14 protein-coding genes are annotated in these 13202 nt (G+C 57.8%); 4 read left to right on the plus strand and 10 right to left on the minus strand.

All coding sequences use genetic code 11. The annotated features are described in order from the left end of the window. Positions 1–195 precede the first annotated feature (195 nt). Positions 196–1293, plus strand: coding sequence for a histone deacetylase family protein (locus CDH48_RS12785; RefSeq protein WP_100689141.1), 1098 nt, complete (start codon positions 196–198; stop codon positions 1291–1293). Between the two features lie 6 nt (positions 1294–1299). Here the strand turns inward: CDH48_RS12785 and CDH48_RS12790 are convergent, their stop codons facing one another. Next, entirely contained in the window at positions 1300–3363 is a 2064-nt protein-coding gene (locus tag CDH48_RS12790) for a TRAP transporter large permease subunit (protein ID WP_100689142.1), read from the minus strand. A 27-nt stretch (positions 3364–3390) separates the two neighbouring features. Further along, complete coding sequence (locus CDH48_RS12795) at positions 3391–4389, minus strand: hypothetical protein (RefSeq protein ID WP_227521083.1); 999 nt, start codon at positions 4387–4389, stop codon at positions 3391–3393. A 392-nt stretch (positions 4390–4781) separates the two neighbouring features. On the opposite strand from CDH48_RS12795, the gene CDH48_RS12800 reads away from it, so the two are divergent. Continuing rightward, on the plus strand, positions 4782–5054 hold the full coding sequence (locus CDH48_RS12800; protein ID WP_100689143.1) for an HU family DNA-binding protein: 273 nt from the start codon (positions 4782–4784) through the stop codon (positions 5052–5054). A gap of 58 nt (positions 5055–5112) precedes the next feature. Here CDH48_RS12800 and CDH48_RS12805 read toward each other — a convergent pair whose 3' ends face one another. The 8 genes from CDH48_RS12805 to gshB form a co-directional block, all read right to left on the minus strand. Further along, positions 5113–6090, minus strand: coding sequence for a putative solute-binding protein (locus CDH48_RS12805; RefSeq protein ID WP_379923432.1), 978 nt, complete (start codon positions 6088–6090; stop codon positions 5113–5115). Between the two features lie 286 nt (positions 6091–6376). After that, complete coding sequence (locus CDH48_RS12810; protein WP_100689145.1) at positions 6377–7678, minus strand: dihydroorotase; 1302 nt, start codon at positions 7676–7678, stop codon at positions 6377–6379. Beyond that, the gene (locus tag CDH48_RS12815) at positions 7675–8697 is read right to left on the minus strand and encodes an aspartate carbamoyltransferase catalytic subunit (protein WP_100689146.1); all 1023 of its coding nucleotides are present in this window, start codon (positions 8695–8697) and stop codon (positions 7675–7677) included. The genes CDH48_RS12810 and CDH48_RS12815 overlap by 4 nt, the downstream gene beginning before the upstream one ends. Positions 8698–8724: 27 nt before the next feature. After that, positions 8725–9234, minus strand: coding sequence for a bifunctional pyr operon transcriptional regulator/uracil phosphoribosyltransferase PyrR (pyrR, locus tag CDH48_RS12820; RefSeq protein ID WP_100689236.1), 510 nt, complete (start codon positions 9232–9234; stop codon positions 8725–8727). Between the two features lie 14 nt (positions 9235–9248). Further along, the gene (gene ruvX, locus CDH48_RS12825) at positions 9249–9680 is read right to left on the minus strand and encodes a Holliday junction resolvase RuvX (RefSeq protein ID WP_100689147.1); all 432 of its coding nucleotides are present in this window, start codon (positions 9678–9680) and stop codon (positions 9249–9251) included. Then, a complete protein-coding gene (locus tag CDH48_RS12830) occupies positions 9673–10239 on the minus strand; it encodes a YqgE/AlgH family protein (RefSeq protein WP_100689148.1) in 567 nt (188 codons plus the stop codon). The genes ruvX and CDH48_RS12830 overlap by 8 nt, the downstream gene beginning before the upstream one ends. Then, on the minus strand, positions 10236–11102 hold the full coding sequence (locus CDH48_RS12835; RefSeq protein WP_100689149.1) for an energy transducer TonB: 867 nt from the start codon (positions 11100–11102) through the stop codon (positions 10236–10238). Before CDH48_RS12835 ends, CDH48_RS12830 begins: the two co-directional genes overlap by 4 nt. Positions 11103–11147: 45 nt before the next feature. Then, entirely contained in the window at positions 11148–12101 is a 954-nt protein-coding gene (gene gshB / locus CDH48_RS12840; protein ID WP_100689150.1) for a glutathione synthase, read from the minus strand. Between the two features lie 297 nt (positions 12102–12398). On the opposite strand from gshB, the gene pilG reads away from it, so the two are divergent. Then, positions 12399–12791, plus strand: a complete 393-nt coding sequence (gene pilG / locus CDH48_RS12845; RefSeq protein ID WP_100689151.1) for a twitching motility response regulator PilG — start codon at positions 12399–12401, stop codon at positions 12789–12791. Positions 12792–12824: 33 nt separating this feature from the next. Then, complete coding sequence (gene pilH / locus CDH48_RS12850) at positions 12825–13187, plus strand: twitching motility response regulator PilH (RefSeq protein ID WP_072795640.1); 363 nt, start codon at positions 12825–12827, stop codon at positions 13185–13187. Positions 13188–13202: the final 15 nt, after the last annotated feature.

The raw sequence follows: 13202 nt of genomic DNA on the forward strand, positions 1-13202 counted from the left end.
GGCGCTTTTTTTGTGCCGGAACCGGAATCTTGCCAGCCCGTGCGGATCAGCCACTTCCGGCCAACCCTTTCTGGCCGTTTGATTATGCCCGAGCCAATCGCCTGCGGTTGCTTTTGAGGCTATGCTTGTTCAGGAACGGCCTGCGGTTACGCCCGGTAACGTAGTTCTGCGAGCAGGCCGGTGGAGGCTGAATACTTGTCTGAAAAAAATGATGTGACCGTCTTTTACGATGAGAGAGTGCTTGCTCATTACCCCGACACCAATGTGGATTTTCTGCCGGGCCGGCTCGACAAGCGGGTTCGGGCAATCCTGTCAGGCCTGAACGCTCAGTGGAAGTATCCGGAACATCCCGGCCGGCTGATTGCCATCATGGACCTGCTGGCACGGGAACCCATTCCCGGTGTAAGAGTCGCCGGGGGCCAGAAAGCTACACGCGAGCAACTGGCACGGGTTCACACGACCTCCTTCCTGGAGCATATTTTTGCGCTGCGCAGTAAAAGCGCCTGGCTGGATGTGGATACGACCGCAGTATCACCGGGCAGCATCGAAGCTGCGGAAGTGGCTGCCGGCACGTCCATCGCGGCTGTTGAGGCGGTCATCACAGGCGATAGCAGGAGCGCATTTGCGATGGTCCGCCCGCCCGGGCACCATGCGGAGCCGACCCGTGCCCGGGGCTTTTGCCTGTTCAATAACACAGCGGTGGCAGCCGCGCACGCTCAAGCCGAGCTGGGGTGTGAGCGCGTTCTGATTGTTGACTGGGATGCCCACCACGGCAACGGAACACAGGATATTTTCTGGGCCGATCCGGATGTGATGTTTTTTGATCTGCACCGGGCTTCGCCGTTTTACCCCGGCAGCGGTGCGCTGGCAGACACAGGCGCAGGGCTGGGTGAAGGTACGACTGTGAACGTTCCGATGCCTGCAGGCGCGGGCGACGCAGCGTACCTTAAAGCATTGAGGGAAATCCTGGTTCCCGCTGCGGACTATTTCAGACCCGACCTGATTCTGGTCTCCGCCGGCTTTGATGCGCACTCTTTTGATCTCGCCCTCAACGTCAGCTATGAGGGCTTCGCCGCCATGACCGGCGTTGTCCGGCAGATTGCAGATAAACACTGCCAGGGCCGGCTGGCCATGATTCTTGAAGGTGGCTACAACACCGAATCTCTGTCCCGAAGCGTGCATTCAGTGCTGCGGGTGCTGGCGGGTGCTGAACCGCCGGAGCCGAAAGTTTGTGGTATTGAGGAAGTCGATGCCGCCATCAACTTCCACAAAGGCGCCTTCGAGCCCGATTGAGTTCACTCAGGCGTAGAACAGCAATGGCACAAAGGCCACCAGCACCAGCGAGATGCCCATGGCAATAAGGGGCATGATGATACGCTCATGGCGCTGATAGAAGCTGCCGGTTTCCTGCTGGGCCGCCAGCACCTCGGCTTCACCAACCACTTGCCGTGTCAGCAGATGGTTCAATGCAACCGGAGGGCTCAGATAACCCAGCTCAAAGGCAACCAGTGTTACCATCCAGAAATGGATGGGGTGAATTCCGCTGGCATAGGCTATGGTCGCGACAGTCGCCGTAACCAGGATGACGGCACCGAAGGCATCCATGATCATCCCGAGGATGACCAGAATCACCACCATCAGCAACATGGCAGACCAGGCACTGTCAAACGCCTGGGGGAAACTCTGCATGACATGGGAACGCTCAATCACACCACCGATACTTACCGAAAGACCCAGCAACAACAGCAACGCGCCGATTTCGGCGGTGGTGTCGTTGGTGGCTCCACGCAGGCTGCGTTCCAGGCCCTGATGGTTGATCTCCCCTGAGGCTGTGCCCTTCCGGTTTTTCAGACTTATATGTTCGTACAGCAGCACCGCCAGCATGATGACCGGCAGCAGACGTGGTGCCGAGAACTCATCCATACGAACGTCCAGTGCATAGCGATAAAGCAGCACCACACCCGCAATCACCAGTGCGTAAGGGATCAGGGGCTTGATCGCCTGTAACATGGCGGGCAGGGCCCGGGATGCGGGTGCAAGGTCGAACCTGCTCTGGCGGTTCACGGTGAGCGCAACCAGGGTAAACATGGCCGCCGTCAGCACGAACACCCAGATACCCCAGCCAAACAGCTCATCGGTAGTGACTTCCCGGTTCAGGTAGGCGATCACCACAACCAGCAGGCAGGGGCGTAACACCACACCCAGAGAACCGGACATGGCCGTTGCGGCCAGCGCCAACTGCCGGCGCGCTCCGGCAGCACGCAGTTCACTATAGATAACAGCGCCGGCAGCAATCACGAAAATCCCGGAAGCGCCGGTGTAGGCGGTGGGAATGGCAGCCACCAGTACGGCAACCACTGCCAGCATTTCCGGTGGCATGCGCCATGGCCGGAACACATTGAACACCAGGGTAGCCAGGCGAGTCTGCTTGAGCATCATACCCACCCAGACATACAGGCCCACATTGAGAAACATGTCCGCCAGTTCCATCATCTTGCCCAGATAAATGCCAATACCGGACGCATGCCCTATCAAGGCAAAATAGCTCCCGGAAATCAGACACATAACGGTATACAGCGGCACCGCAAGAAAAGCTTTGTTCAGGCTGCCGCCAGGAGCCAGACCCGACGGCACGCGAATCAGCCGGTAAAGACTCGCCAGCGTGAGACAGGCAAAACCGGTAATCCAGAGGTTGTGCAGCAACAGCTCGTCGGACGACATGGTGGTATCCGAGCCTATACTGGACTGCCGGAAAATCAGGCTGGAGCCCAGCAGCATGGCATTGGCAAGAGTCTGGAGCGTGAGGGAAACCGTGTAGTCCAGCCGGGTTTCCATGGCACGCATGGCGATATGGTGACGGGTCAGCGTTGCAGTAACCGCACACAACATAACCAGCACAACCAGAATATAGCGCTGGGACTGGAGGCCAAAAGCAATCAGGTCTGCAATGAACAGCTCCACGGCCCGGTAGGCCTTGACTCCGGGGGTGAGCCTGTCACGGAGGTTGTCATAGTTCTGGTGGGCGGCTTTACAGTCGGCAACCGAACGCTCAATAGCCAGCCGGACATCAGCAGGGTCTTTCTCCTGGGCACCCAGTAAGGCTGCCATGGGGTCGTCGTCAGCCGGTTCTTGTGCCAGCTCGCGCGCAACCGCAGCATCTATGTCCTGCTCCGGGTTACAGGTTGGTGCAGCCGGATCCAAACGCAGTTTGTAATAACCGCTCCAGAGCTGCTCACCACCACGCAACATCTGGTTGTGAATATCGCTGCTTGTGGAAAAAAGCACCACAGACAGCAACAGCAGGCACGCAGGCAGTGATGAAAACCATTCCAGGCCACTGCGATGAAAACCACCCTTTAACATAGCGACATTCTCTGGAGCGTTGGTGGATTACAGCAGATCATCCAGATCCATGGTCTCGACTTCTTTCTGCTGGTCATCCCAGAAAGTGCCAAGTTGCCCCAACGGCGTGCGGTGGCCGGTATTCTCTACCCACATGCGATCAGAGACCGCAACAATCATGCTGGTTGCCATGGCATCCACAAAGGCCCAGTCTTCATTGGCAGGTCGCGCCTCCAGAGACTCCGCATGCTGGCGAATCACCGCCTTTACCCTGGCCTCGTCACCTTTATTGATGGCTGCAATGGCATGGAAAACATGGCTCAGGCGAACGCCTGCCTCTTCGCCCTGGCGATCCGCCATGGCCAGTCGCTCAAAAGCGTCCTCTCCTTCGGGCAAAGCGCCGGGCATCATGGCCCACACAGTTGCTCTCAACGCCATGGGCGCCCCCCACCATTTGTCGTTTTCCAGGCAGCTTGTAGCCCGGCCCACAACGGTACCTACGTTTTTGGGTACACCGATAGAAGACGTCGACTGAATTTCCGAGTTAAGGGCCTGGAGGCCTGAAAGCAGACCCGCGAGATAAACGAATTCGTCCAGATCATCGTCAAAATCCGGGCATTCACCTGTGCCGGGCTCTCCGTAAAATGCGTTGTGGTGCTCCCAGGACTTGAGGTAACGCCTTGAAGCCAGCGCGTAAGCACGCTTCTGGCGAATCATGGCATCTTCCGCCGCGTTACCATCGCTTTCATAAAATGCCGCCAGTGCCGCCAGCTCATGCTCACGACCCTGTTCTTCGGCACAGCCGCCAGCAGAAAGATAGAGCATGATGGCCAACTGGTCCGGCTCGCTGGTGACCCTGCCAAAAGACATAAGCAAGGGTGCAGTGGCCTCGCTCATGGCGCACCCCATTGCCAGATCCCCGCTGGCCATCAGGTAGGGAATGGTATGCTCCCGGGAAAAACCCTGCATCACATCGCCGGTCGTCTTGTACATCATATGATTGACCATGCTGCAGCCTGACAGCAGGGCACCCAGGATCAGAGTCATCAGAATGCCTTTGAGCCGGACTGCCGAGCGCAGCCACCGGTAATATCCAGAGGGCGGGCGGCAACAACCTCTGTTGGAAGACTGTGAAAGTGAGGTTCCGGAATGGATCATGGTTTCTTACCTTCTGAACGTTTCGTATTTTTGTTCTGACTTGCGGCTCACGGAATGCCGCCATGGCCCCTGCCCGAGGCAACTTGTTACAGTGTGTAACCAGATCCGCATTATGGCCTACCGGGCCTGAGCATTTTGAGACCGGCGCCGCAAATGACGCCGGTGTACACAGTTTTAACCGCTGCGGGTTTGCACAAAGAGCCGCAAACCACTATAGATTCAGGTAACCGCTCGCCGGCAGGCGGCGGCTCCAACCATCAAAAACAAAAAGGGAACACCCGATGCGCAAACCTGAACTTGCGGCAGCAATCGCCGAACGTACCGGCCTTACCCGTGAGAAAGCCAGTGAAGTGATTACCGCCTTTACCGACCAGGTCTCGGCTGCAGCTGCCCGGGGTGAAGACACTACCCTGATCGGCTTTGGCACCTTCAACATCCGGGCACGTGAGGCACGGGACGGTAGAAATCCTCAAACCGGAGCATCTATCCGCATCCCCGCCAGCAAAACTGTCGGTTTCAAAGCCGGTAAGGCTCTCAAAGACGCGTTCCGCTGATCAGAAGCAGGGGCCTGTCTGCATTCACAGGTGGGCCCCTTTACCCACACGCGGTTTATCAGTGGCTGGCTACAGACGCACACTCCGAGCGGGTTGCATCCACACGGCAGCGGATGGCCTTCATGAGCTTGATTGCCCGCTCGTCGTAGACTCCGTCCTCCAGCAGCGAAAGCCGGACCTTGCGCAGCATTTTGTCGTACTCGGCTGTGTCTTCCTGCGGCAGCGTCATCCATACGCTTTCAGGCATTTCGGCTTCCGCCTGGGCAATGATTTCGTAGGCTTCATCAAGACGTTTGATGGCTTCATTACGAACCATCTGGCCCGCGGAGTCCGGGAACCGGTCGCTATGGATGATGACCTGGAAATTCATGTACGCCAGAGCGTATTTCAGCACCCCACCATTCGGCTCTACGCCCTTGTACAATTCCAGCGGTGTGTAAGCCACGGCTGGCGCATAGGCCAGATCCACACTGCCATTATTGAACTTACCGGCAAAATTGGCAGAGTTTGAGCCGACCACGGAAGCACCCACGTGGCGAACCATGCGCACGGAGGCCTCATCAAAATCCAGTGTTGCGACGCGCTTGCCTTGCAGCTTCTCAACGGAATCAATGGTGCGATCACGGGTATAAAGGTAAATCGCGCCAGCCGGGAACACGCCTGCTACTTCGTATGGTCCGTCGGTCAGCAGCGGGCGGGCGTTCGGCTGGCTGAGGGTGTTGTAAAGCAGGCGCATTTCCTCTTCACCGGGTACGGCACCCATGGCCTCCAGGCTTCCGGTAAACTTGTTGAACTCCCGGGCACGGGTGCCCGTAAGCAGCACGGCATCGCACTGGCCTGCCTTGAAGTCTTCGGCCGCGACCTTTTCATCGGTGTAAGCACTCAGATTGAACTTGATGCCGTTTTTCAGGGCAACGGGCTGAAACGTTTTGGTAATCGCAAACAGCGGCCCGTTGGCTCCTACCGGGTCAAACACGCAGAAACTCCGCTCAAGAATTTCAGCGCTACCTTTGGCTTCTGTCTGGGCATGCCCCATTGCGGGAAGGGCGAGACTGGCACACAGGGCGGCTGCCAATGCCACCCGGTGCGGGAAGGTTACTGATTTCACGGGATGACTCCTGAGTTATTATTGTCGGGTCCACGGCACTTGTTACGTCAGAAGACCGGGTCGTAGTCTGTTGTGCCAAGGTATACTGGCAGGGACAAGAATACGTTGGCACAGGTGCCCTCTTTCAAGCGTTTTTAGGCTACAAGCGGGATTATGTGATGGCGTCGACAGCGGCTGGCCAACCTCTGCCGCATTTTACCGGCTGAATACAGCCTCAGGAACCGGACCAAGCTTCCTGCCCCTGCACCAGCGTGAGCCGTACAACACCCATCAAAGGCTGGCCCAGCACTGGCGCGTGCTTACCCATGGAGATAAGCGACTGGCTGCCGGGCGTCCACTGTGCACCCGGGTCAAACACGCAAAGGTCGGCAACATCGTCATTACCAAGGGTCGCAGCCCGGCCAATCACCGATGCGGGGCCGGATGTAAGCCCGCGAATCAGCTGCGCAAGGGTTAATTCGCCCCGCTGCACCAGCCCGAGGCCCAGCGACAGCACGCTCTCTATACTGGAAAGGCCGGGCTCGGTAGCAGCCAGGGGGGCTTGCTTGGCGGCACTGTCGTGGGGCAGGTGCTGGCTGACTATCGCATCAATTACACCCTCGCGAACGCCGGCGACCAGCGCCTGGCGATCCGCTTCCGAGCGTAGCGGGGGGCGCAAGTGAAACCGGCTATCGAAGCCCGAAAGCGCACTTTCGGTGAAGACAAGCTGATGCATGGCGACATCTGCTGTTACCGCAACGCCCCTGTGCCGTGCGTCGGCCACCATTTCAACACTGCGACCGCAGGAAAGCTGGCTCAGATGCAGGCGCACGCCGGTTTCTTCGGCGAGCAACAGCATTTCCATCACTGATGCGGTTTCTGCCACTTCGGGGATACCCAGAAGTCCCAGGCGGGATGTTACCAGGCCATCGTGGGCGTAACCATCGGCTGCCAGTGACTGGTTCTCGGGGCGGAACATCACGGTCAGGCCGAACGTGTGGGCGTAGGCCATGCAGCGGCGCAGCACCCGGGCACTGCGTATACCGCGCGACCCATTACCCAATGCAACGCAGCCTGCGGCAGCGAGGCCTGCCATATCACTGAGCATCTCGCCCTCGAGTCCACGGGTCACAGCCCCTACCGGGAGTACCCGGATGGGCGAGCCGGTGGCGGCTCCATCCTGGATCAAACGGGAAACGGCCCGGGAATCATTAACCGGCGAGGTTTCGGGCGAGGCACAGACCGTGGTGAAGCCGCCCTTGGCAGCAGCACGGGTTTCCGAGGCAATATTACCCTTCTGACCAGTGCCGGGTTCGCGCAGATTGCAGTAAAGATCAACAAATCCCGGGGAAATCACACAGCCTTTGGCATCAAACACCTGATCCGCATCCGCTTGTTCAGCAGCGTCTCCGGTAGCCGCAATGCGACCGTTTTGAATCAGCAACGCACGATTCGGGGTTTCACTGCCCAGGCCATCCAGCAAGCGGCCGCCGGTAATTTTCAGGCTGACGCCCGAGAAGTGTTCTTTACCGCTCATGCCTGGCCTCTTTCATTCAGTTCATTCATTTTCTGTTGGCGCTCTGCCACTTGCCCACCCATGGCCATGGCCATCACGGCCATGCGTATCGCTATACCATTGGTGACCTGATTCAGGATCACCGATTGCGGACCATCCGCCACTGCGGATTCGATTTCGACGCCCCGGTTGATCGGGCCCGGATGCATGACAATACACTGTGGATGCGCCAACGCCAGTTTTTCCTGGCTCAACCCGTAAAGCCGGTAAAACTCACGCTCGCTCGGCAGCAACGCACCTTCCATGCGCTCTTTCTGCAGGCGCAGCATAATCACCACATCCAGGTCCTTCATGCCTTTGCCCATGTCGTATTCCACGGTGCAGCCAAGGCTTTCCACATCTCTCGGCAACAGGGTGCCGGGCGCGATCACCCGTATCTGCCCGGCGCCCAGTTCATTCAGGGCGCGAATCTGGGAGCGGGCAACCCGCGAATGCAGAATATCGCCCACTATGGCAACTTTCAGGCCTTCAAACCCGCCTTTGTGTTGCCGTATGGTCAGCATATCCAGCATGGCCTGGGTGGGGTGGGCATGGCGACCGTCACCGGCATTGATAATGGCGACACCGGGAGTCACGCTTTCAGCAATGAAGTGTGGCGCGCCGCTTTGGGCATGGCGCACCACAAACATGTCGCTGGCCATGGCTTCAAGGTTGAGAAGCGTATCCGACAGCGATTCGCCCTTGGAGGTGGCGGAGGTGTTGATGTCGAGGTTGAGCACATCGGCGGACAGCCGCTTGGCGGCAAGTTCGAAAGTGCTGCGAGTGCGGGTGCTGGCCTCGAAGAACAGATTGACCACCGTCCGGCCACGCAGCAGGGGTACTTTCTTGATGGTCCGCTCGCCGACTTCAATAAACGAGTCGGCAGTATCCAGGATATCGGTCAGCAACTCCCGGCCAAGGCCGTCCAGAGTCAGGAAATGCCGCAACTGGCCGTCCCGGGTTAGCTGTAGATGGTTGGGGGAAGCTGCGTTTTCGGTCATGGCATTCCTGCTGTCGGATTCGGGGGGTTAGTGTCCGGCTTCCTGAAATTCGATCCGGAGCGGGTCCGGGCCACGAAGCTTTACTCGCTGCCCGGCATTGAGCTCCAGCGACTGCCCCGCCACATCGGGCCGTATGGGAAGCTCCCGTGCACCGAGATCAATCAAAGCGGCGAGTATGATACGGGCTGGCCGGCCGTAATCGAAGATTTCGTTCATCGCCGCACGGATGGTACGCCCGCTCATGATGACGTCGTCCACCAGTATTATATTCCGGCCCTCGGTGTCAAAAGGCAGGCTCGAGGGCGTGACTCTGGGGTTCAGCCCTATGCGGCTGAAGTCGTCCCGGTAGAAAGAAATATCCAGCTCTCCGAAAGGCTCTTCAATACCGAGACGTTTGCCCAGAATATCGGCTACCCAGACACCACCCGTGCGGATACCAATGACTAACGGTGATTCGATACCGCGCTCTTCAATCAGGCGCCGCATCCCCGTTTCCAGAGTATCCAGAAGCTGTTCTACATCAAGCAGTGTGCTCATTACATCCTCACTTTTTATTCCGTCTGCAGCCGACACCAGGTTTCCAGTATCAGCACTGCTGCACGGTCATCCACACCGTGGCGACCAAAATCTCGGCTGCCGCCAGCAGCCATCACCTTCCCCTTGGCTTCGTAACTGGTCAGGCGCTCATCCACCATCTCTACAGGAACATGGAAACGGCCATGCAGGCGCTTGCCGAATTTACGGGCACGGGCACACATCTCGTTCTCACTGTCGTCCATGTTCAGGGGCAGGCCCACCAGCACGGTGTCCGGCTGCCACTCCGCCAACAGCCTGCCAATCTGATCCCAGTCGGGACTTCCGTTATCTGCGCTGATCATGGCCAGGGGCTGGCCGGTACCGAGAAATTCCTGGCCCACAGCAACACCAATGCGGCGCAGGCCAAAATCGAATGCCATCAGGCTGCGGCGCCCGGATTCAGGCATGGCCCACCGTCTCACTGAGCTGGTTAAGGTCAATCCCGATCAGTTTCAGAACCGCTTTGTAGCGGTCTGTCCAGGGTGTCCGGAACAGGATGTCGGTGTTTGCCGGGCATGTCAGCCAGGCATTGCCACTTAACTCGTCTTCCAGTTGCCCGGCGCCCCAGCCGGAGTACCCCAGAGCCAGCAGGAACTCCTGCGGACCATGGTTCTGGCCGATGCCGGCAAGAATGTCGCGGGAAGTGGTCAGCATAACGTCGTCGGTGACCACGGCAGTATTCTGCCAACTGGTTCCCGCTGAGTGCAGGACAAACCCCCGCTCCTGCTCAACCGGGCCACCACTGAATACGGGCAGATCCAGCTCGCCACCCTGAAGATCAAGCTGCTCCAGAATTTCGCCCAGATGAATGTCCAGCGGCTGATTGATCATCAGCCCGAGAGCACCATCGTCGGAGTGTTCGCAAAGGTAAATGACGGCACCATGGAAACGGGGGTCCGCCAGATACGGCGAAGCCACCAGGAAGTGATGCCTGAGATTGTGTGGAGAATATTTCGATGCCGTCATCCGGATGTCAGCCCCCGTTGCTGGAAGGACCAGGTACGTATGATTTCCAGTTCATCCACTTCTTTGCGCATCTCATCCGGGAAGGGTGCAAAGGGCGCGGCCATCCGCACGATACGAATGGCAGCGTCATCGAGCAGGCTGCTCCCGGACGACTGCAGAATAGCCACTTCCTTGATTGTGCCATCTTTCTGCATGGATACCAGCATTCGCAGAGTGCCATAGACCCCGGCGCGCCGGGCTTCGGTGGGATAGTTGATATTGCCAACCCGCGTCACCTTGCTTACCCAGTTCTGGACATACCACGCATTGGTGGACTTCAGGGTAGATGCGGCCGTTACCCGCATCACTCTCGGTTTACGGGCATAGGCCTGTTGCTGGGCATCAAAGCGAGCCTCCAGGCTGGCAATTTCCAGGCTGCGCTCCATCAGGCTTTTCTTTTCCTTGACCGGCAAAGGTTCGGCTTCGGGCTCGCTGCGCTGATCGGGCTGCGCAACCTGCTGACTGGACTCGCTCCGGGTCTGCACAACCGTTTTTTCCTGGCGGCGAACCGGCTCAACCTGTGCCCTGGGCTCGGGCTGCACCTGAGCCACTTCCGGCTGGCTGATTTCAGCCGGTTGCGGCGTGGTCATTTCCCGGGCTTCCTCCTCGGTGCCGCTGCCCTGCTGGCTGGTCTGGGCGAGAAAATCGGCTTTCTCCGGCGCCTGCCCGTCATCGAACTGCGACAGGGTGATTTCCATGGTCTGGGCCGAGGAACGCGGAGGTTCTGGCGCAAAGGTAATGCCCAGCACTACCACCGCGTGCACCACCAGCGCCATAAACAGCGTGAAGGAAAACCGGTCGAAATCGCTTACCTGCACCGCCATGACTAAACCCGTTCCTGTGCTTGGACCTGAATCATGCTTTCCCCGTCAGCTCCTGTTGAGGCGTTTCTCGACGGCGTCCATCAACATACCTCCGATGTCTGTTCCGAATGCGTCGTCCAGCTCCCGGATACAGGTCGGGCTGGTGACGTTGATTTCGGTCAGGTAATCACCAATCACATCCAGGCCCACAAACATCAGGCCTTTTTCCTTGATAACCGGCGCTACACGCTCGCAGATCTCGCGATCACGGGCCGTCAGTTCACGGCCCTCGCCGCGACCACCGGCGGCAAGATTGCCGCGATTCTCTCCTTGCGGCGGGATTCGCGCAAGGGAATAAGGCACAGCTTCGCCCTCGATCATCAGGATGCGCTTGTCGCCGTCGCTGATTTCCGGAATGTACTTCTGCGCCATGGCCTGATGTTCACCATAGTTGGTCAGGGTTTCAATAATCACACCCAGGTTGAAGTCGTTTTCCTTGACGCGAAAAATAGAGTGGCCACCCATGCCATCCACCGGCTTCATGATAATGTCGCCGTGTTCCGCATAAAACTCCCGGAAACGCTTCGCAGAACGGCTCACCAGCAAAGGCGGCGTCAAATCCTCAAACTGGGTGGCAAACAGCTTCTCGTTGCAGTCTCGCAAGGTAGCGGCCGGGTTCACCACCAGGGCACCCTGCTGCTCGGCAGCTTCCAGAATATAGGTGGCAATCAGGAACTCCCGGTCTACAGGAGGATCCTTGCGCATCAGAATCACATCAAGATCGCCCAGCGCGCGATCCCGGGCAGGGCCGAGGGCATACCAGTCTGCCGGATCCATGTGCACGGTCAGACTGCGCGTGTGGGCCATGGCTCTGCCACCTTCCAGATACAGGTCGGGCAGCTCCATGTACTCAAGCTCCCAACCACGGTTCTGGGCCGCCAGCAACATCGCCAGCGAACTGTCTTTCTTGAAATGGATATCCCTGATGGGATCCATCACTATCCCGAGTCGAACTGTCATAAGGCCTCTGAACTCCTGAGGGTTGAAAACAAGAACCGGTCTGCAGAGTAAGCCGGGCAATAAGTGCTATGCTGAGAATTCAGATGGTATTGTACCCGAGCCGCGAATGCACCCGGAGAAATCCTTGATCGATTACGTGATGTTGCAGGCAAAAGTACATTTGGTCACAAAGAAATGCTTTTTATCGGGCCACTGATAATCTATAAATGAGCGGGGTTTATAGAAGAACCTTAACGTTTGTGCTAAAAACCCTCGTTTTAAAACAATGACAGTCGCTGAGCGCAAGGCACCCGGACAATGGATGACAACTTCGAGAACTTGAAGATCATGGTGATCGACGACAGTAAAACCATCCGTCGCACCGCAGAAACTCTCCTCAAGAAGGTTGGCTGTGAGGTTATCACCGCGACAGACGGCTTTGATGCTCTGGCTAAAATTGCTGATTCACAGCCGGACATCATTTTTGTGGACATCATGATGCCCCGTCTGGATGGCTATCAAACCTGCGCGCTCATCAAGAACAACTCCTCATTCAAAAAGACGCCGGTCATCATGCTGTCAAGCAAGGACGGGCTTTTCGACAAGGCAAAGGGCCGCATCGTCGGCTCTGACCAGTATCTGACCAAACCATTCAGCAAGGATGAGCTGCTCAATACGATTCGTCACTACATACCTGTGACATCCCAGTAAACCCTGCTGATACAAAGAACCATCGAGGAACCAATGGCCCGCATTCTGATTGTTGACGACTCTCCTACCGAGGTTAAGAAAATCTCCACCATCCTGGAAAAGCACAAGCACGATGTGCTGACCGCAGATAATGGCGCAGATGGCGTTGCCAAGGCCCGCGCCGAAACTCCGGACCTGGTGCTGATGGATGTGGTGATGCCCGGCCTCAACGGCTTCCAGGCAACCCGCCAGCTTACCCGGGCCCCTGAGACCGCCTCCATTCCGGTGATCATTGTTACCACCAAGGATCAGGAAACCGACCGCGTCTGGGGCACCCGTCAGGGCGCCAAAGGGTATCTGGTGAAGCCGGTAAACGAAGACGATCTGATCAAAACAATCAACAGTCTGATTGCCTGATCCCCAACCGTGGAG

It is taken from the genome of Marinobacter aromaticivorans, assembly GCF_002806975.1.
Lineage (GTDB): Bacteria > Pseudomonadota > Gammaproteobacteria > Pseudomonadales > Oleiphilaceae > Marinobacter > Marinobacter aromaticivorans.